This window comes from Shewanella carassii, from assembly GCF_002777975.1.
In the GTDB taxonomy this organism is placed as follows: Bacteria; Pseudomonadota; Gammaproteobacteria; order Enterobacterales; family Shewanellaceae; genus Shewanella; species Shewanella carassii.
The window spans coordinates 104,958-125,545 of sequence record NZ_NGVS01000006.1 but is presented as its reverse complement, the minus strand read 5'-3'; the positions used below and the strand labels follow the sequence as shown (position 1 = coordinate 125,545).

At 51.6% G+C, this 20,588-nt stretch carries 18 protein-coding genes; 3 read left to right on the top strand and 15 right to left on the bottom strand.

Annotation, left to right across the window (positions count from 1 at the left end; translation table 11 throughout):
• Window positions 1-113: 113 nt before the first annotated feature.
• The gene (locus CBE72_RS03620; RefSeq protein ID WP_100142358.1) at window positions 114-2,567 is read right to left on the bottom strand and encodes an Ig-like domain-containing protein; all 2,454 of its coding nucleotides are present in this window, start codon (window positions 2,565-2,567) and stop codon (window positions 114-116) included.
• A gap of 220 nt (window positions 2,568-2,787) precedes the next feature.
• Here CBE72_RS03620 and CBE72_RS03615 point away from each other — a divergent pair, with 220 nt between their 5' ends.
• The gene (locus tag CBE72_RS03615; protein WP_100142357.1) at window positions 2,788-4,140 is read left to right on the top strand and encodes a dicarboxylate/amino acid:cation symporter; all 1,353 of its coding nucleotides are present in this window, start codon (window positions 2,788-2,790) and stop codon (window positions 4,138-4,140) included.
• A gap of 137 nt (window positions 4,141-4,277) precedes the next feature.
• On the opposite strand, the gene CBE72_RS03610 is transcribed toward CBE72_RS03615, so the two are convergent.
• From CBE72_RS03610 to CBE72_RS03540, 14 genes are all read right to left on the bottom strand, one after another.
• Entirely contained in the window at window positions 4,278-5,582 is a 1,305-nt protein-coding gene (locus CBE72_RS03610) for an inosine/guanosine kinase (protein ID WP_100142356.1), read from the bottom strand.
• A gap of 158 nt (window positions 5,583-5,740) precedes the next feature.
• Window positions 5,741-6,736, bottom strand: a complete 996-nt coding sequence (gene hemH / locus CBE72_RS03605; RefSeq protein ID WP_100142355.1) for a ferrochelatase — start codon at window positions 6,734-6,736, stop codon at window positions 5,741-5,743.
• 112 nt (window positions 6,737-6,848) lie between these two features.
• On the bottom strand, window positions 6,849-7,493 hold the full coding sequence (gene adk / locus CBE72_RS03600) for an adenylate kinase (RefSeq protein ID WP_025888745.1): 645 nt from the start codon (window positions 7,491-7,493) through the stop codon (window positions 6,849-6,851).
• A gap of 187 nt (window positions 7,494-7,680) precedes the next feature.
• Window positions 7,681-8,526, bottom strand: a complete 846-nt coding sequence (locus tag CBE72_RS03595; protein ID WP_100142354.1) for a tetratricopeptide repeat protein — start codon at window positions 8,524-8,526, stop codon at window positions 7,681-7,683.
• A gap of 71 nt (window positions 8,527-8,597) precedes the next feature.
• A complete protein-coding gene (gene htpG / locus CBE72_RS03590; RefSeq protein WP_100142353.1) occupies window positions 8,598-10,511 on the bottom strand; it encodes a molecular chaperone HtpG in 1,914 nt (637 codons plus the stop codon).
• 172 nt (window positions 10,512-10,683) lie between these two features.
• Entirely contained in the window at window positions 10,684-11,283 is a 600-nt protein-coding gene (gene recR, locus CBE72_RS03585) for a recombination mediator RecR (RefSeq protein ID WP_100142352.1), read from the bottom strand.
• Window positions 11,284-11,296: 13 nt separating this feature from the next.
• Window positions 11,297-11,626 (bottom strand): YbaB/EbfC family nucleoid-associated protein, encoded by a 330-nt coding sequence (locus CBE72_RS03580; RefSeq protein WP_025011505.1) that lies wholly within the window; start codon window positions 11,624-11,626, stop codon window positions 11,297-11,299.
• Window positions 11,627-11,756: 130 nt separating this feature from the next.
• Entirely contained in the window at window positions 11,757-14,597 is a 2,841-nt protein-coding gene (dnaX, locus tag CBE72_RS03575) for a DNA polymerase III subunit gamma/tau (RefSeq protein WP_100142351.1), read from the bottom strand.
• 121 nt (window positions 14,598-14,718) lie between these two features.
• Window positions 14,719-15,270, bottom strand: a complete 552-nt coding sequence (gene apt / locus CBE72_RS03570) for an adenine phosphoribosyltransferase (RefSeq protein ID WP_100142350.1) — start codon at window positions 15,268-15,270, stop codon at window positions 14,719-14,721.
• A gap of 95 nt (window positions 15,271-15,365) precedes the next feature.
• Complete coding sequence (locus tag CBE72_RS03565) at window positions 15,366-15,761, bottom strand: response regulator (RefSeq protein WP_100142349.1); 396 nt, start codon at window positions 15,759-15,761, stop codon at window positions 15,366-15,368.
• 87 nt (window positions 15,762-15,848) lie between these two features.
• A complete protein-coding gene (locus CBE72_RS03560) occupies window positions 15,849-16,223 on the bottom strand; it encodes a YbaN family protein (RefSeq protein ID WP_100142348.1) in 375 nt (124 codons plus the stop codon).
• A 451-nt stretch (window positions 16,224-16,674) separates the two neighbouring features.
• Window positions 16,675-17,439: an HvfC family RiPP maturation protein gene (locus CBE72_RS03550; RefSeq protein ID WP_100142346.1), complete on the bottom strand. Its 765-nt coding sequence runs from the start codon at window positions 17,437-17,439 to the stop codon at window positions 16,675-16,677.
• Complete coding sequence (locus tag CBE72_RS03545) at window positions 17,439-18,275, bottom strand: HvfB family MNIO-type RiPP peptide maturase (RefSeq protein WP_100142345.1); 837 nt, start codon at window positions 18,273-18,275, stop codon at window positions 17,439-17,441. Before CBE72_RS03545 ends, CBE72_RS03550 begins: the two co-directional genes overlap by 1 nt.
• Window positions 18,276-18,333: 58 nt before the next feature.
• Window positions 18,334-18,756: an HvfA family oxazolone/thioamide-modified RiPP metallophore gene (locus CBE72_RS03540; protein ID WP_100142344.1), complete on the bottom strand. Its 423-nt coding sequence runs from the start codon at window positions 18,754-18,756 to the stop codon at window positions 18,334-18,336.
• Window positions 18,757-19,049: 293 nt separating this feature from the next.
• Here CBE72_RS03540 and dusC point away from each other — a divergent pair, with 293 nt between their 5' ends.
• Together dusC and CBE72_RS03530 are read left to right on the top strand one after the other, a co-directional pair.
• Window positions 19,050-20,003 carry a tRNA dihydrouridine(16) synthase DusC gene (gene dusC, locus CBE72_RS03535; RefSeq protein ID WP_100142631.1) on the top strand — a complete coding sequence of 318 codons (954 nt, stop codon included), beginning with the start codon at window positions 19,050-19,052 and terminating at the stop codon, window positions 20,001-20,003.
• A gap of 126 nt (window positions 20,004-20,129) precedes the next feature.
• Window positions 20,130-20,471, top strand: coding sequence for a TraR/DksA C4-type zinc finger protein (locus tag CBE72_RS03530; RefSeq protein ID WP_100142343.1), 342 nt, complete (start codon window positions 20,130-20,132; stop codon window positions 20,469-20,471).
• The last annotated feature ends 117 nt before the right edge of the window (window positions 20,472-20,588 follow it).

Here is a 20,588-nt window from a genome sequence, read left to right as displayed (position 1 = left end):
CTCACATCTAGATCCAATTGGCCTCATGAACTGAGGCCAATTTTTTAACTGATAAAAAAGTGCCTGATGTTTCCATCAGGCACTTGGTCTCCTGTCAGAAGGTATCTATTCCCTTAATGAATAACCACTGGAATAGCCGGCAGGTTGGTCGTCACCCCATTGGGAGTGATGATTTCAATCAGCAGACTACCGGCATCGGCTTGGTCGGCACCTTTCACCATGACACTGTATTTTAAGGCACCATTTTGGTTGCTTGAGAGTACAGTAAAGTCTCCTTGGCTTGCCAAACTACCGGCGGTGGTGACGAAAGTGATCTTAGTGCCAGATGGCAAGGGTTGATTATGGAGATCGCCGATAATGATTGATACTGCGCCAACAGATTTACCTATGATATCCAAGGTTTGGTTATCATTCAGGCCATCACATACATCCACTTGTGTCTTATCATCGGTACAGCTATCGATAATCTCGGGGGTCGAAGCAACCGGATCGCTTCCCGACATCACCAACACAATAGAAGCCCTGACATTGAGCGACTTGTCAGTCGCTGAGCACCCTTCGTGAGGATTATTGCTGGCATCAAGCTGACAAAGGCTGCCGTTATAGACGCCATCCGACTTATCAAAGCTACCGCTATTGTTAAAGTCAGCAAAGGTTTCCAAGCCACCGCCATCTTCACCAGCATCAACCGGGTTATAAAGACCATCTTCATTATGATCAACAAAGGCTTCCGACAAATCGAAGGGAAGACCGGAAACATCTTGCTTAGTCTTGAAGTCATTCCACTCAACCAAGTCGAATCGGCCATTACCATTGAGATCCGGGAATGATTCTTCACCAATTGCCGTTGCCAGAATGGTTACCCGTCCACCGTAGGGTTGTCCAGGGGCATCCAGGGACGGTTGATCTCCGGCACCAAGAGTGCTGCCTGTAGGGCGAGGGTTTTGACTGGTCCAGGTCACCATACAAGCACCGGCCGTTGTTGTGCATGAAGACTCAATGACGCCACCTTCTGTGGTAAAGCTAACCGCAGTGCCATCCGGAACCGGGTTGTTGAAAGCATCAGCTAACCTGGCCGTTACCTTGACCTCAATACCATCAAAGTTCCAACCTTCCGGGTTATAGTTATCAGCAGCGAGAGAGAAAGAATCCTGATCCGGAAGGCCGGTCGATATCACCAACTGGCTGGACTGGGATGAGATCAATGGAGAGCTGCCATCGACGACCGCGGTTACCCTGACGGAGGTTGATACGGTTCCTGAGTTAATGACGGTTTGAGCTATCCCTTGTGCATTGGTCATCGCGAAAACAGGATCTATCTCGATACCACCGACGTCTGTATTGAGGGAAAAGTTAACTCTTTGGTTACTAACGGGATTATTGTTCTTATCCAGGACTTTAAATCTAACCGTTGATGATTCCGCCCCACCCGTACCTTTTAAGCGGATAGTTTGCGGAGTCGCATCAACGAAAAAGATGCTGCCCACACTCGCAGGCAAAACATTCACCACGGCTTTGGCGGTCAGTGATTTCCCACCGACATTAGCGCTGACATTAATAGTGTCATCACCGACACACCCCTTGGCGAGATAGGTACTGGTAGCAACACCATTGACGGCAATGACAGGTGAACTAATTTCCGCTTCCAAAGGCGTTTTACCGGCACAGACTGACGTAAACTTAACTTCAGCGGGTTCGGTAAAAGGAATGCCGTTATCATCCTGTAATGTCACACTGACACTCGCGGTACCACCAGCAGAGACAACGGCGGGAGCCACAGAAGCAACCCCATCCTGGAATGGCGAGCCGCTGCCCATAAACACATTGGTTGCGCCCACTTTAAATACCAAGGACGTCTCTTCGCCGGACAACAAAGTGGCGGTTGCAATCCCGGCTCCAGGTTGAGTCCCCGCCAAGATTTGAACATAGGCCTTGCCATTATTTGTCGCCGCCGTATCTATGGGGATTTCGCCCCTGTCACTGGTAAACTTGACAATGGTCTGTTTGGAAATCCCGCTGACATTGGCCACCAAGTAACCCGGCGTTAATGAGGTGATCGCTTCCAAAGGGGTTGTACTGTCAGGATCAGCAACAAGCACCAAGGATATCTGAGCTCCTCCGGTATCGGCGCCACCATCCCCCTTGGTATTGAATGAGACTTGAGCTTCAGCACCATCGCCACTGCTAGGAGTATAATTGGCTGTCACAGTCCCTGACCCAAGCTTATCTCCGGGAAGTAAATCAATTCCAACCATCCCTTGCGCATCCGAGACCCCGCTATCAGGGGCCAACACACCTTGGCCTTCGATGGAGAAAGTGATCCTTCCCCCCTCCAGAGGAACCGCGTTTTTGGTCAAGGTCGCAACCAGCTTCCCCGGTACGGCATTGGACACTTCCGCTAAAGGATCGCCATTAGCATTCGTTAATTTAAGACTAATGGCGTAAGCATCTGAGGGTATTGTGGGCGTCGAACCATCTCCGGTATCTGAAATACTGCCCCCACCACCGCAGGCGAATAGAAGAAAACTAGCTAATAAAGTGAAGTAAAACTTAAACGCTGACCTCATTGTCAGACTCCCTGTTACTCAACAAATACTGAATACATACTTACGCATTACTTATAGAGCAACATTACACAATTTTCACTAAACATTTCCACAACAAACGCACCAATATAGCCATTATTAGCGACAAACTTTAACTAGTATACCATTTCCTCTGAAGCGCTTTCTTGTTAGGCTTTAGTGCGCCAAATTACAAAAGTACAAAAATTAAACAGGAAAATTTATGGCACTTACTCTATTCAAGAAACTCGGCCTAACCGGCAAGATCCTTATCGGGATGATCACCGGTATTGTATTCGGCCTTATTCTGAGAGCGTTTTTCCCCGCGGGTGAGTTGGATTCACCTCAAGTCCTGCAAGATCCCTATTTCATCTTTGTGCAGGATTACATCACCGAAGGCTTTCTGAATGTCATAGGTACCATCTTTATCTCCAGCTTAAAAATGTTGGTGGTACCTCTGGTATTTATCTCTCTGGTATGCGGTACCAGCTCTCTGAGTGATCCCTCAAAACTGGGACGTTTGGGTGGCAAAACCATCGCCTTCTATCTTTTCACCACCGCCATTGCCCTGACACTGTCGATAATGGCGGCAGTGATGATCCATCCTGGCCATAGCAGCATGTCTACCGCGGGTAACAGTTTTGAAGCCAAGGATGCCCCCAGCTTGGCGGAGGTGTTGATCAACATAGTGCCCACCAACCCAATGCAGGCGCTGAGCGAAGGCAATATGCTGCAGATCATCATCTTTGCGGTGATCTTCGGTTTCGCCATCTCTCATGTAGGCGACAAGGGCAAACGAGTTGCGGCGCTGTTTGAGGACCTCAATGAAGTGATCATGAAAGTGGTCACCCTGATCATGCATCTAGCGCCTTACGGGGTATTTGCTCTCATGGGTAAACTGGCGCTGACACTCGGCGTAGAAACCTTCAGCAGCGTGGTCGCTTACTTCTTTGTGGTTCTGGGCGTACTGCTGGTCCATGCTTTTATCACTTACCCTATTCTGCTCAATCTGCTGTCAGGGCTGAATCCGTTCACCTTTATCCGTAAGATGCGCGACGTACAGCTGTTTGCCTTCAGCACCGCCAGTTCCAACGCTACTCTGCCGGTCACTATCGAGACGGCCGAGCATCGCCTGGGCGTTGATAACAAGATAGCCTCGTTCACCTTACCCTTGGGCGCTACCATCAATATGGATGGCACCGCCATCATGCAAGGGGTGGCAACGGTATTTATCGCTCAGGTTTACGGTATCGACCTGACAATTACCGACTATATTACTGTAGTTGTCACGGCTACTCTGGCCTCTATCGGCACGGCCGGGGTACCGGGTGTGGGCCTGGTGATGCTGGCCATGGTGCTCAATCAAGTAGGTCTACCGGTAGATGGTATAGCACTGATTATCGGGGTCGATAGATTGCTGGATATGGTGCGCACCGCGGTGAACGTCACTGGTGATGCTGTCGCAACCGTGGTGATCGCCAAGTCGGAAAATGAGTTCAATGAAGAGACCTTCAATGACCCCAAAGCCGGCAAAACCAATGTCAGTTTCCATAAGGAACACCACACTCCCATGTAAGGCCTAGCCCTTATTTGGGAGACAAAGGCCAGCCTGCAGTTGTGGCTTGGTTTTCAAACCTCCAAGGGAACGAGATACAAAGAGGGCGCTCATTTGAGCGCCCTCTTCTATTAAGAATCCACCTATGGATAACGCTCTTAACGCTCCCAGTAGGCTTCTTCCAGGCTATCTTCCCGCTCGGGCAAACCTCTTGATAGGCGTGGGCTATGCTGCGCCAGCACCTCGTAAGCCACCCGGTTGGCATACTTACAGATTTGTGAAAACGAGGAGTAACACAAGCCATCGCGCTTATGCTTACTGGAGCCCGGCACATTGGTCTTGTGGAAGGTGTTGGCCGCCAAGTCATGCAAGAGAGCAGACAGGGCGCCATCACCAGCGCCATTGGTATTGTGAATTTTCTCCGGACCACCCATGTAAGGCGAAATATGAGCATACACCTTGATGGGCTGATCACAGTCTTTTTTCAATTTAGGGCGGGAAAACTCATAACGGTTGAATTCAGGTATCGCTCCGGGAAGCAGTGTATGAGCCGTCTCGCGTTTCTCGGCGTCATCGGTATAGCCTGCGGTGTAAAGCCCGGAGGCGCCCGCAGTAGTCAACACCATGTCACACCATTCAAGTGCCGCTTCACTGGCCAGCAAGGGATCGGCAAATCCAGTCAGCGCCTCACCTTCATCTTCATTCATCGCCAGCACAGTCACATGTTGGCGAATAAACTCCTGCCACCACTTGGGATCTTCGGCAATCAGAAAGCGGGTTCCCAAGGTCAGTACCACCGGCACTTCGGCTTCCTGGGCGTAGCGAATCGCCGTCAGCGCCGCTTCACCTATCTGATCGCCATCGCTGGCCCGCATCAGATAAGCTGTCAACACCAAAGCAGAGCTGCCCTGGATCACTTCTTTATCGATAAACTCCGGGCTTAACTTGTCCATTGAGCCCTTGCTGATGGCAAAAGTGCGCTCACCGCCATCGGAGATCAGAGTAAAGCAGCGACCTATCGGGCCTTCAACCGGCTGCAGATAGTTGAGATCCACCTTGGATGAGGTATTGCACAGATAGCGATAGGCGTAACTGCCTACTTCAATATGCTTGCTCATCACACCAAAGAGCACAGATCTGTCATCGGCGAGAATAGAGTAGTTGTGGATGGTATTACCGATAGTCCCACCGGCAAACTCATCGCTGATCAACTCACGACTTTTAAGCTCCTGATACAGCTGATGGGCACTGGTATCATCAATCAGAGTCGAGTTACCTTTGGGTAAACCGTAGCGCTGCAGCAGTTCATCTTCAACCTTGGCTTCAATATCCACCAAAGTCTGATCTATCCCTGAAATCCAGGTGCTGAAAGGTTGTGGCTGCTGGGTCAACTGCGCCAGCAGGGGATCACGGGTTTTGACCGGGAAATAGTGTTTAGATTTACGCTGACCGGGAAATTTCATATTGGGCTCTCATTTTCATCGTCCCTGAGTAGCGTACTGTCTGAGTACACTTTCCTGATAATGATCTTAGGTCAGGCTGACGGAGCTGCCAGCGACCACTTAAAATGGCGGCAGATTCTATCACAAATCTACCGCCAAACCAGTGTATGTTCGCAGCTTCAGTGCCAGTTTTTAGTGTGAAACTTCACCAGGTCGGCAAGAAAGCGCATATGAGCCGATTGTGCATTGAGACAAGGGATAAATTGATATTGTTTCCCACCGGCTTCAAGGAAGCTTTCGCGGCCCCCTTGAGCTATCTCTTCCAATGTTTCCAGACAATCGGCGGCGAAGGCAGGACTCATGATATCGACCGAGGTAATCCCTTGTCCCGGCAAAGATTCGAGCAGTTCATCGGTATAGGGTGTTAGCCAAGGTTCCTTGCCAAAGCGGGATTGGAAGCACAGCTGCCATTCACCTTCGCCCAGGCCAAGCTCGGCGGCCAACAACTTGGCCGTGGTTTCGCATTGACTGCGATAAGGATCGCCCTCCTTGATGTAGCGCTCAGGCACCCCATGAAACGACATCAGCAGTCTTTGCCCCCGCCCTTCTCGCTGCCAATGGCTACGGACACTGTCAGCCAGGGCCTGAATATAACCTGGCTTGTCGTGATAATCTCGCACAAACCTCAGTTCAGGCAGATTGCGCTCCATTTTCAGTGCTGCGGCAACACCGTCAAACACGCTGGCCACAGTAGAGCAGGAATATTGAGGATAGAGAGGCAACACCAGCACCCTGTCCACAGCGGCATTTTTCAGCGCCGTCAGGCCATCATTCAAGGACGGACTGCCATAACTCATCCCCAGCTCAACGGGAACGGTTACGCCCGTTTGCTCCCGAAGCAAATCCGCTAGGGCTTGTCTCTGCTGTTTACTGACCACCATTAACGGCGAGCCTTCCGCCTGCCAAATAGATTGATACAACTTGGCGACTTTCGCCGGACGGGTATTGAGAATAATACCTTGTAACAGGGGTTGCCACAGCCAGGGGGACAGATCCACCACACGTTGATCGCTGAGGAACTGCTTTAAAAAAGTACGTACTGCCGCTTTGGTTGGCGCAGCGGGAGTACCCAAGTTAACCAAAAGCACACCAAATGGAGGACGGGGATCCTGCACTGTTTTATTCCTGTTTCAAGAGAGATGGCGCCAAGTTAACATCGCTAATATTATAAAAAAAGCCCGCAATAGCGGGCTTTTTTCGATTATGAGAACCGGTTCTGATAATTAATCAGCCCAGCGCCTTCACAATGGCTTCGCTGACGGAAGCAACACTCTGGGTACCGTCGAACTTGCTGTACTTGGTATCCCCCTTGGCAGCCATGGCGCCATAGTAATCCACCAGAGGTTTGGTTTGTTCGTGGTAGATGCCCAGGCGCTTACGTACTGTGCTCTCTTCATCATCGGGACGGATAACCAGTTCTTCACCAGTGACGTCATCCTTCCCCTCTTCTTTAGGCGGATTGAAGACCACATGGTACACCCGACCAGAACCAGGATGCACCCGACGACCACTCATGCGCTTGACGATTTCTTCATCAGGAACATCGATCTCAATCACATGATCAACATGGATACCGTTAGCCACCATGGCATCAGCCTGTGGAATAGTGCGTGGGAAACCGTCCAGCAGGAATCCCTTGGCGCAGTCGTCCTGAGTAATGCGCTCTTTGACCAGACCTATGATCAGCTCATCTGAAACCAATTGTCCGGCGTCCATCACTTTCTTGGCTTCCAGTCCCAAAGGTGTACCGGCCTTAACGGCAGCACGCAGCATATCGCCGGTTGAGATCTGTGGAATGCCATACTTTTCCATGATGAACTGGGCCTGGGTACCTTTACCGGCACCTGGGGCGCCCAATAGGATAATGCGCATATCAAGAGTCCTCTTTTCGCATTGATATTCTTGTTAGGGCGGCGATCTTCGCACATCTGACCGCCCATGAGAAGGCTTTTGGCTTCGACTTTAGCCACAGAAACGCCAAATAAACCTCACAGCTCTGACCTGTTGAAAACGGTCAAAACCGTTCAGGCAGTGGCTTGGGCTATCAAGCTTGACTCTATCAGTAGAGTAAACTGTAGAGCTTGCGACGATAGCCACTCGCCAGTGCATTTCCCTGGCCAAGGGCTGAAAGTATCGTCAGAAACTGTTGTTTCAGTTCGCCATTGCCAACGTTGAGATCTTGCTGCAGTTGGGCAAAAAGCAGCTCCAGTGCCTCTTCGTCTCGGTGCGCCTGATGCAAAGCGGTTGCCAGCTTGCCAAGTACAATCAGATCCCCCGGAGTCGCTTCAAGCGCTTGTTGCAAAGAACGGATTTCCGGCGTATCAGCCGCCTCTTCCGCCAACTTGAGTTTGGCCTGCAAACTGGCGTAATAAGCATCCTGATCTTCAAGCTTAATGTCGGCAAGCAGGCTCTTGGCAGCGGTAATATCACCAGTTAGCAGGCAAGCGTCGGCATAGGGCAAGGCCACCTCGGCGCCATTGTGCTCGCCATAGGCCTCCTTCAACAGCACCAGGGCTGCCGCGGCATCGCCTCTTGCGAGTAATTCTCTGGCGTCAGCGAGTTGCAGCTCCCAAGCCGCGGGCAGATGTTTATCCAGCATGGCCTGAATTTGCGACTCGTCCTGCACTCCGGCAAAGCCATCAACCGGCTGGCCCTGGCTGAGGAACAAAGTGGTCGGCAGGCTCTGGATCTGGAAATAGGAGGCGATTTCCATCTCGGTTTCACAATTAACGGCCGCCAGCAGCAGTTGCCCCTGATAACGACCTGCCAATGCTTCCATGGTGCCGAGCAGCCCCAGACTCTCCGGGCTCTGCTGGGCCCAGAAGACCAACGCGACCAACTGTTGTTTCGAGGCTTCCACCACCTGTTGAATATTGTCGCGGGTCAGTTCGATACGTGTTTCCATAGCAATCCTTGTTGGATGGTCGGGCGATACCCGAGTAAAAAAGGGCCATAAAGGCCCTTTTTTTGATTGGCTTACTTAAGGTTGGCAAGCAGCATCTGGTTCATCAAGCGGATAAACTCAGATGGGTCGGCCAGGCTGCCCTTCTCTGACAACATTGCCTGTTGCAACAACAGGTTACTCCAGTCATTAAAGCGGCTTTCGTCTGTCTCGTCATTGAGCCTGGCCACCAGCGGATGCGTCGGGTTCAGCTCAAATGTTGGTTTGACTTCCGGCACCTGTTGGCCAGCGGCTTGCATCAGCTTGATCATCTGGCTCGACATCTCACCTTCACCGGCCACCACACAGGCTGGAGTGTCGGTCAAACGCATGGTCACCCGTACATCCTTGACCTTATCACCCAGCGCCTCTTTGATACGCTTGAGCAAAGACTCGGACTCGGCCGCCAGTTTTTCCTGTTCGGCCTTTTCATTCTCATCTTCCAGCTCACCGAGATCCAGCTCGCCGCGGGTCACAGAGTGCAGCGCCTTTTCCTTGTACTCGGTCAGATGGTTGATGAGCCACTCGTCGATGCGGTCAGACATCAACAGCACTTCGATGCCCTTCTTGCGCAGCAGTTCCAGATGCGGACTGTGAGCCGCTGCCTCATAGCTGTCGGCAACAATGTAGTAAATCTTGCTCTGGCCTTCTTTCATGCGGCCGATGTAGTCGTCCAGCGATACGGTTTGCGCCGCGCTGTCATTATGGGTCGAGGCAAAACGCAGCAAGCCGGCGACACGCTCGCGGTTGCTCCAATCTTCTGCCGGGCCTTCTTTCAGTACCTGGCCGAACTCGGCCCAGAACTGCTGGTACTTGTCGCTGTCGTCTTTTGCCAGTTTCTCCAGCATGCCCAGCACCCGCTTGGTAATGGCCGAGCGCATGGCTTGAGTCACCTTGTTGTCCTGCAGTATCTCACGGGAGACGTTCAGCGGCAGATCGTTGGAATCGATAAGACCTTTGACGAAACGCAGGTAAGAGGGCATAAACTGCTCGGCGTCATCCATGATAAATACACGCTGAACAAAGAGTTGCAGCCCCTGCTTGCGATCCCGGTTCCAAAGGTCCCATGGCGCCTTGGAAGGAATGTAAAGCAAGCTGGTGTATTCCTGCTTACCTTCGACCCGATTGTGACTCCACAACAGAGGATCGCTGAAGTCATGGGAGATATGCTTGTAAAACTCCTGATATTCCTCATCGGAAATCTCAGACTTGTTGCGGGTCCAAAGCGCGGTGGCCTTGTTCATCACTTGCCATTGACCTTCGGTGGCCGGAATTTTTTCACCATCAGGGCCTTCGGACTCGGGCGAACCTTCCTGCCACATCTCTACCGGAATGGAGATATGATCTGAGTACTTGGTGATGATAGAGCGCAAACGCCAGTCATCGGCAAACTCTTTTTCCTCTTCGCGCAGATGCAGAATAATCTCGGTCCCGCGGCTTTCTTTAACTATGTCCTCAACGGTAAAGTCGCCTTCACCGGCAGACTGCCATTGCACGCCCTCATCGGCCTTGTGACCGGCGGCGCGGGTTCTCACCGTTACCTTGTCGGCCACAATAAAGGCCGAATAGAAACCCACACCGAACTGACCAATCAGCTGCGAGTCTTTGGCGGCGTCGCCGGAGAGGTTTTTGAAGAATTCTGACGTGCCAGACTTGGCAATGGTACCCAGATGCTCGATAACGCCGTCACGGGTCATACCAATACCATTATCTTCAATGGTAATAGTGCCCTTTTCCTTATCGGTACTGATACGTACCCTGAGCTCGCCATCACCCTCATAAAGCGCATCGTTGGTAAGCGCCAGATAACGCAGTTTGTCGGCGGCATCGGCGGCATTGGATACCAATTCACGCAAGAAAATCTCTTTGTTGGAGTACAAAGAGTGGATCATCAAATGCAAAAGTTGTTTGACTTCAGTTTGAAAACCATGAGTTTCTTGATGTGACATGAATAGCTTCCCTTGTTTATCGCAATAGGTTAAACCAACTTGAGTTGCTTAACTAAATGGGGATGCGATTTTCAAATTCAAGGGCAAAAATAGACAGACTGATCATAGTCGTAGAAAAAATAGCCCCGCATAAGCGGGGCCGGTATTCACAGAAGGCTTATTCAACCTAGCTTCAGAGCGGCATTCGCCCATTGAACGACAATGCCAGGGTAGTGCTGTCGACATATTCCAGCTCACCGCCTACCGGAACCCCATGAGCGATACGGCTCACCTTGACTTGGTAGCGATGGGCGATATCGGCAATAAAATGCGCCGTAGCATCGCCTTCCACTGTCGGGTTGGTGGCCAAGATAAGCTCAGCAATCTCACCTTTGGCCAGATGCTCTTCCAGTAGCGCCAGTCCCAGCTCCTCAGGTCCGACACCATCGAGCGGCGATAGATGCCCCAGCAGCACAAAGTAACGACCACTGTAATGCCCACCGGCTTCGATAGCCAACACATCGGCCGGCGTTTCAACCACGCAGATGGTATCGGCATTGCCGCGCCGCGGACTAGCGCAGATGGGACAAAGCGTTTCCTCGGTGAAGGTGCGGCAAGACTGACAATGCCCCACCTCTTTCATGGCCCGCTCCAACGCTTCAGCCAACTTGAGCCCGGCTTTACGCTCGCGCTCAAGCAGTTGAAACGCCATCCGCTGTGCCGACTTAGGGCCGACACCGGGCAAACAGCGCAGCGACTGGATCAATTCATCAACCAATGGGCTGAATTTCATCTGTTATTCCGACTCAGAATGGCATCTTCATGCCAGGAGGCAATTGCATGCCACCTGTCACTTCGGCCATCTTGGACTTTTGGTTCTCTTCAACACGACGGGCCGCATCGTTACAGGCCGCGGCGATCAGATCTTCCAGCATCTCTTTGTCGTCTTCCAGCAGGCTGGGATCTATCTCGACTTTGCGAACATTGTGGCTGCCGGTCATGGTGACTTTCACCAAGCCTGCGCCTGACTCACCTGTGACTTCCATGCGGGCGATCTCTTCCTGCATTTTGGCCATTTTTTCTTGCATCATCTGGGCTTGCTTCATCAGGTTGCCCATACCGCCTTTTCCAAACATAACTTTATCTCTTCAATTCAAGTTGTGAGTAACAGGTCAAAGTTGGCTAATGTTACTGAAATAAACCCGCTTGGCAATCCAAGAGTCGCATTGAACGGCAATCTTATGAAGCGGGTAACATCCACCGGCCCTAGGGCGCCTTGTCTGCAATCAAATTAGCCCGTTGACTGAGCAGCTCAGGGGGATAGCCGAGAGTATCCTGATCCAGTTCGGCCCCCATATGACTAACAAGCCATTGAATATTTTCGTCATTCATCAATGAAGCATGAGCCCCGCTCAGGAGTTCCTGATGAAAACGATGACGAATTTCCAACGGCGTTTCCCTTTGGTCATCTACTCCTACGACAATCTCTGTGCGGCAAGGTTTCCCAAACAGTTTGGAAAGCGCCTCTTCGAGCTGTTTGATGGCCGAGTCTGCCGCCAAGTGCTTCTGATCCGGCTTGAGCAGCAAGGGCAGCGGTTCAGCTATCCGCTCACAGACTGAGTTTACCGCCAGTTGCCGCACCCGGCCGCCAATCTCCAGCGCGGACATCAATTTATACCAATAGAGATCCTGTGGATGGCCGCTGGGCAGAGCATGGGCAAAGACATCCGCGGCCCCTGGGTCTAGTGCTAAGCCCGGTTCGGGAGCGGGCCGAGCCTCGGCGTTTGCCACAATGTTTTGACTTGGCGGTTGCCTAATCGCTTTTGCAGGTTCTTGTACCGGCTCTTCTATCGTCTGTGGTGCAGCGTCCTGTACTGTCTGCGGCGCGGGATGTTGTGCTTGTGGCTCAGGCACAGACTCAGGTTCAGCTTGTGAGAAAGCCGCATTTTGAACCGTTTCACTGTCTTCCATCACCTCGCGACCCGCTGCAACCGCACCCTCTGGGGCCTCTTCCCATGGCGGCCTATCTTCCTTGAGCGCCGCGACATGACTTGGGCCAGATCCAAAAGGCATTTCCCCGGCGACAGGAGTTTGCGTTTCTGCTTGGGAGGGCTCAGAGCTGTTTCCTTGCTCAAGACCATTATGCCGCTCAGGGTTGTTTTCTGACTCTGCTTCCGCTTCAGGCTGAGTAGCCGCTACAGCATCGGACTCAGGAGCTGCGGCCGCGCTGCGGCGCTCCAGCAAAGGCTTTTTTTCTTCACCGTCCTTGGGGCTGGCCGCCTCTATATCGCTGAGCAGCAAATCCCGGGTGGCAAGCACCTGATCGAGCAGATCATCACCCAAGATGTCATCGCTGGCAGATTCTATGTTGGCATCGGCAGGCACTGACTCGCTTGATGGCTTACTTGGCAGCGATACTTCGGAGGCACTCTTGTCGGCAGCGGATGGCATCTGACCGTCCATCGACATCTGCTGCTGATAAAAATCCAGGCTGCTATCCTGCCCTTCACCTTGTTGTGAGTAGCTCATGGCAGCGTAGAAGTCATCCTGGGACTGCTGCTCATCGCTAATAACCGAGGTTTCAGCTTGTGACACTGGCTGGTGAGGCTGAGCTGCAGCCGGTTGCTCTGCTGGCTGAGACTCGGCCACTTTAACAGGCTCAGAGGCCTCATTCCCAAAGCCCATGCTACCGGCCTGGGATAACAGCAGCGCTTGTTCGGCCAATAAGGCCTGTTCGTCTGCATCTTCGCCCTCATCGGCAGCCATCTGTGAGTCAACACTGCTCGCCTGCGTCTCAGCCACCGAGCTTACCTGTGTTGGCATCTTGGCAGCTTGCGGCTTCTCGACTTGCGCTTCGACAACCCGGCTTGTAACAGATTGAGCAGAGGCGGCTTGAGGTTTTATCTCATCGGCGTTATTGCTTGCCACAGCTTGATTCATCGCCCCTGCAGCTGCGGGGGCACTATTGCTGTGTTCCAAGGTGGATAGATCGGCGACTTCGCCCCTTTGCCAACGTTTGGGTGGTGTTTCCGGCACAAAGGCAACGGCTCTGAGTAACGCCATCTCCAGCCCTGACTTGGGATCCGGTGCATAAGGCAGCTCTTTACGACCGCTGAGCAGCAACTGGTAATAGAGCTGCACCTGCTCGGGGGCGAGGTTTTCAGCATAATGGGTAATTTGGGGGCCGAACAGCGACAGATTGGCCGCCGCCGGTGCAAACTGACTCAGGGTTATCTGATGCAAGAGCTCCAGCAGGCTGCGCAGCACTTCGGCAGCATCGGCGCCAAATGCCAGCACCTTGGCCACCTCCTGCATCATTTTGGCGATATCACCTGTAAGGAGCGCATCAAACAGCGCCAGCACCTGGCGCTCATCTATGGCGCCGAGCATGGTTTGGACCTGCTCCAGCATCACCTGCCCGGCCCCAAAGGCGATGGCCTGATCGGTCAGACTCAGGGCATCACGCATACTGCCGTTGGCGGCTCGCGCCAGAAGCGTCAGCGCAGAGGTTTCAAACTTGAGGCCTTCGCTTTGCAAAATATGCTGCAGCTGACCAGCCATCTCAGTCTGATCCAGGCTCTTTAGGTTAAATTGCAAGCAGCGGGAAAGCACTGTCACCGGCAGCTTTTGCGGATCTGTGGTGGCCAGCAGGAATTTGACGTGCTCTGGAGGTTCTTCCAGTGTCTTGAGCAGCGCATTGAAACTGCTGCGGGACAACATGTGCACTTCGTCTATCAGGTAAACCTTGAACCGCCCCCGGGTCGGACGATACTGAACATTGTCAAGCAGTTCGCGGGTATCGTCTACCTTGGTACGGGAAGCGGCATCAACTTCGATAAGGTCGACAAATCGCCCCTGGGCAATTTCCTGACAGGCGCTGCATTGGCCACATGGCTTGGCGGTGATCCCGGTTTCACAATTGAGCCCTTTGGCGAACAGGCGCGCCAAACTGGTCTTGCCGACGCCGCGGGTACCGGTAAACAGATAAGCATGGTGCAGTCGTTGCTGACTCAGGGCATTGGTCAATGCATGCAATACATGTGATTGGCCGACTACCTGATCAAAACTGGCAGGCCGCCATTTCCTGGCTAGTACCTGATAGGACATGAAACTCCCCAAAATCCATAAAAATATCTTTGCGGGAGCAAGCTCCGCGGATCGTAAAACAATAACATGAGGTATGACTTCATGCTACCGAGATGACCCGCAAAGCGGCAGGGCTGAGCTTTTATTCGCCTTCAAACTCGCACAGTTTGACTAACTCAAGCCCATGTTCGGTCAGGCGTTGTTCACCACCCAGATCAGGCAGAGAAATGATAAACGCTGCATGTTTGGCCTCGCCTCCCAAACGACGGATAAGCTTAACCGTAGCTTCAATGGTGCCACCGGTTGCCAGCAAGTCATCAATAACCAGTACCTTGTCACCCGGTACTATGGCATCGACATGCATTTCCAGGGTGTCGTGACCATATTCCAGCTCATAGCTCTCGGCTATGGTTTCTCTTGGCAGTTTGCCGGGCTTACGCACAGGAACAAAGCCCACACCTAGTTCCAGCGCCAGAGGGGCCCCAAAGAGGAAACCACGGGCTTCGGTACCGACAACCTTGGTAAAACCATGATCTTTATAATGATCCACCAGCAAGCGAATGCTCAATTGGTAGGCAACCGGGTCTTCAAGCAGACTGGTCACATCGCGGAACAGGATCCCGGCTTTTGGATAATCCGGAATGGTTTTAATGCTTTGCTTAATCAGGCTTAAGCTGTCGGAGTTCATTGCCATAGTCTCAATACTTAGTTTCCAGACACTGGGCCCGGCTCTTTACAACAAAAAAGTCCACGCAAAGGTGGACTGCATTTCAAAAATCCGGCTAAAGCTTAAGCCGCTTTAATCCGCCATGCAACAATCTCTGTTGATAAGTGATCCAGGAGTTGTTGCTTTGTGTCACAGTTCAACGGTTTTCTCCAAAAGCCGCTGACTTGTGACATATCCATACTGGCGGCGACCTTCTCTTGGCTATGGGTACTGAGTACCACCACAGGCAGCTTGGCATAACCATCGAGTTGCCTGAGCAGCGGGATGAAGTGCGGCCCGTCGAGCAAAGGCATGTAAAAACCGCTGATCACGGCATCAAAAGTTTGCCGTTCGGCGCAGACCAGCCCCTGCATGCCATTGGTGGCCAGCGTACAGTGCCAACCTTGGCTCTGGAACAATTCCGCCAAAGCCTGTTGGCTGATGTTATTATCATCAACAAGCAAAATATTGAAACTCATGAAGTTTCCCTGGTAGTTTCAAGGCGCGCCAAGGCTACCCCAACTGAATGACAAAATCACGACAAGTCGGCGTTTTTGTCTACAGGATCACTCACTATCTTCCAGCTCAGGAATTTGCCACAGAAATAACAACAAGCAGATGCCGCAAACGGCCAGCAAGAGCTTAACCCACCCAAGCGGCACTAAGGCAATACTGAGGGAAAAACTGGCGCCCGTTATCAATAAAGCCTTTCTTTTTAATTTCTTACGCATGGCCTTTCGAGCATGCCAGTCGCTGAGAGGCTGGGCGAACCAAGGATGGCGATGCAGCCAGTCGTGCAATCTTTCACTGGAGCGGGCAAAGCAGAAGGCGGCCAATAAAATAAAGGGAACTGTCGGCAACACAGGTAAGACGATGCCGAGCAACCCCATGCACAAGCTCAGGATCCCCGAGATTAAAAAGAAGCCCCTTTTGATAACCATCCGCTTTCCTTTGGAAAATCGATCGCTCCTAAACAAAAGCCACCGCTGAGGGTGGCCATTGTAGCAAAAGCGGGATCTTACTGCTTCAGATCAATCCCACATGCTTCAGCCAAGAAAGACTGGCGGGCAATGTAGGTAACAGCATTACCAGAATAAAACCAAGAAAATACAATATGTTGAATGGGTCTTTAAACGGCTGACTCATGACAGCTCCTCTACTTCCAGGGCTAGTTTGGCAGTGATCTTAATCACAAAACCGCGCCATTCTAGCCCTTTATCACGCCGATAAAAACCATGTTTTTTCAATGGGATTAGCCAAAAAACCACAACCTGGCGTTTTACAGGCACTTTGCCCCATACCTGAACCCCAGGAATAACATCATGAGTCCTCCCCTGCTCGGGCTATAGTCGACACATATAATAGGCCTCAAGGTGGGTATTCAGTGTCTGGTTATATAGCCGCAGCCACTCGTTTACGAATAATACCCAGCGCCGCCAATTCCATTAGCGTCGTGAGCGCCCCTTGATAAAGCTGCTGCCCAGGGAATGAGGGAAATGTCTCTACGAGCCAGGAAAGCAACCGGCTAAAACTCATTGGCGTTTGCTGCAATTTGGCCAGCAACTGCGCCGTCATGGGGTTGAGCCTTAAAAAGCACACCTCCTCTTCCCGATCACGATAAACACAGAAAAATACCGGGGTGGCCACCACCGAATCCGGGCGGAAATCAGGGCTAATTCTATCTACCTCAAACTGATATTGCGCCACTCTGGCGGTGGCTGCCAGCTGCAATTTTGTGGTTAGCTGTTCAAGCGCCTGAATGTCAGCCTGCTTGAGCCAAGGCGCCGAATCATCTTCGGCCACAGAGACCTGCAGTTCCAAGAGCTCGTAGTGTGCCAATTCCAGCATAAAAGGCATGACATCCAATGCACTTGCCTGCTCACGGCACAGATAGTCGAGAAACTCGGCGGCGATATCGATAAACAGCGGACTTTGACATTCATGGCGGGCAAAAAAATCCTTTACCAACGCCAACCACTGCGCCTCAGTGTGCAGCGACTTGAGAACCGGATAAGCATTGGAGACAAAGCCATTGACATTATTGAAAAAAAGCTCGCGATATACCTGCATATGCCGTTCATCGGTGCCGGCCGGCAAAGGCATATCTTCCTGCCGCAAATAGGCCACAAAAGCCTGCTGTAACTGGGCCAAGGCCATTAAGCTCTCCTCTGTTGCGCAAAAGCATCCAAGGCCTGACGTTGTAGCGAGTCTATCTGCCTCAACTCCTGGCACAAGACTCGGGTTTCGGGAATATTAAAGTCCCGCTCCAGCAAGGTAGGATGCACCCCGTGCAATCGATAACACTCTGCCAGCAGTTGCCAGACAGGATCGATAATATCGGCGCCATGGGTATCGATAATCAGATCTCTATCCTGTTGATAATGGCCGGCAATATGCAGGTAAGCGATGCGCTCACTGGGCATCGCCGCCAGAAAAGCTGCAGGATCATAGCCATGATTAACCGAGTTGACATAGATATTATTAACATCCAGCAACAGACGACAATCCGCCTCTTCCAACACGGCGCAGACAAACTCTTGCTCTGTCATCTCGGCGCCCGGCGCGGCATAAAAGGACACGTTTTCCAGAATCAATGGCCGCTCTAGAATCGTTTCAACCTGTTTGACCCTGGCACTAACATGTCGCACAGCTTCATAGGTAAAAGGGATTGGCATCAAATCGTACATATGCCCATCGGCGGAGCAATAACTTAAGTGCTCTGAATAGACATCTATCTGGTGCAAATCGAGAAACCGCTTAATCTCCTCGATAAACGCCAAATCCAGCGGATCCGGGCTACCGATGGAGAGACTGAGCCCATGGCAATAAAAGGAATGCTTTTCGGTCAATTGTCGAAACTGTTTGCCAAACTTACCGCCAAGACGCATCCAGTTTTCCGGCGCGACTTCAAAAAAGTCGGCCTCCCTCGGTGCTGCCTGACAAAACTCGGCCAACATCTCCCGCCTAAGCCCCAAACCGACACTGTTATTCATAAATAATTACCGCCTTGTGGTTTCAGACAGGGCGCAATGCGCCCTGCACTATTCAGCTTCAGTGGTTACTACCGCACTTGCCTTCCTTGACTTTGTTGGCTTCTGCCTTGGCTTTATTCTCTTCGGCTTTAGCTTTGCCTTCGGCTGAGTGCATCATGCCTTCACCGCACTTACCTTCACCGCACTTACCCTCAACGGCCTTATTCACGCCCTCACCACACTTGCCTTCGGCAGCCTTATTCATCCCCTCACCACACTTGCCTTCACCGCATTTGCCCTCACGGCTTTTTTGTTCGGCTTCTTTGACTTTCTTATCGCCACATTTGCCTTCGCCACACTTACCTTCATTACCAACCAATTGATAACCGGCTTCCATAGCCTGAAAACCAAAAGGATTGGCTTGAGCTTCTGCCGCGACGGCGCTGCCGGCGATAACCATACCCAAAGCGGCTGCTACTGTCGTTGTCTTGACTGTCTTCATTATCTTTCCTGCCTTTGCTCATAGAGTTGTTACGAGTGACCGGCCTCAATGACCGGCTTGCACTATCAGACCCGAGGACAGCAGAATCTATTTCACATTTTCAATCACGGATCACAGTTTTTATCCAAACGCCTTGATAGGACGAGATTCAGTAAAATAGTAAATCAAGATAAAATCAAGCGGTTAACCGGAACAAATCTCAAACAGGTCTTGGCCTTTCAAGCCATGGATTGGTGACGAATGGGATTTAAGGTAGAATGCGCCACTTTCTATTTCAGTCAGGCCTTAAACACGTGCGTATTATTCTCGCCCCTATGGAGGGGGTTGTTGACAATCTGATGCGGGAGCTACTCTCGGCGATCAACCCATATGATCTGATGGTCACTGAGTTTGTACGTGTAGTCGATCAGCTGTTGCCAGATAAAGTCTTCCATCGCCTTTGTCCCGAACTATTGCAAGGCGGCATGACCCTCAGCGGTACGCCGGTCAGGGTACAACTTTTAGGGCAAGAGCCTGGTTGGATGGCCGAAAACGCCTTGAGGGCCATTGAACTGGGCTCCCAAGGGGTAGATGCCAACTTTGGTTGTCCGGCCAAGATGGTTAACCGCAGCAAGGGCGGTGCCGTATTGCTGCAATACCCGGAACAAATTCACAAGATAGTCAAAGCCATGCGCCAGGCGGTTCCTGCGCCCCATGAGGTCACAGCCAAAATTCGTTTGGGATTTGAAGACAAGAGTCTGTTTATGGAAAATGCGCTGGCGATTTATGAAGCCGGCGCCACTGAGTTAGCCGTCCATGCCCGCAGTAAAAAAGACGGTTACCGTCCACCGGCTTACTGGGAATATATCACTGAAATTAGAGAAAAATTACCCATCCCGGTGATCGCTAACGGCGAAATATGGAACCGGGAAGATGCCCTGCGCTGCATGGAAGTAACGGGTTGCGACAGTATCATGGTGGGCCGCGGTGCCATCTCTCTGCCCAATTTGGCGGATCACATCAAAAACGATGCCCCACAATATAGCTGGCAGCAAACTCTGGCTCTGCTGATGAGTTATAGCCAAAAAGAGCTCAGCGGTCGCAAGAGTTGTTACTATCCAGCACGAATAAAGCAGTGGTTCAGTTATCTTAATCGCCAGTATCCACAAGCCGATGCTTTATTCAGAGAACTGAGGGTACACAAGCAAACCGATGACATAGTGGCCACGCTAAGTCAGGCTTACCGGGAAATAGATGACAAGATGTGAGCGATTCTGACAATTTTGTCGCTGAAGACAGAAAATGTCGCCCTGAATTGATCTTTATCATAGTGACATTGACTCGGCTGTTTAGACTGAATGACCGTAGACTCTATCTTTTACAGGCAATTATCAGTGAGTAGCTCCCATATCAGACAAGCATTGTCGGCGTTAGAAATCGATCTCAGGAAAGAGATAATGGCGCTCGGACCTCATTGGGATCCTGAAATATCTCTCAGTGATCTGATTGAAACCATGACCCAAGCCGATCTTTGCAAACACCCACTCTATCACAAGCTGTTGCGACTGGATGCCGCGTTGTGCCAACTGGATTTAGGACTTTACGGTCTTTGCGCAGACTGTGAAGCAGAAATCGAGTCACATCGACTCGTTAAAGATCCGACCGAGCAGCGCTGTGAACGTTGCCACGAGCAATATAAACATGAACACAGACAAGAGTTGAGATTGAACCACTGATTGACATCAGGCGTAATGAAGGCAACCCAAGAGGTTGCTTTTTTGTGTTTGTGTGTTTTTTACTGCCCCATTAAAGCACTGCGGCCCCATCGGCCCACGGTGAAGCATAAAAATGCC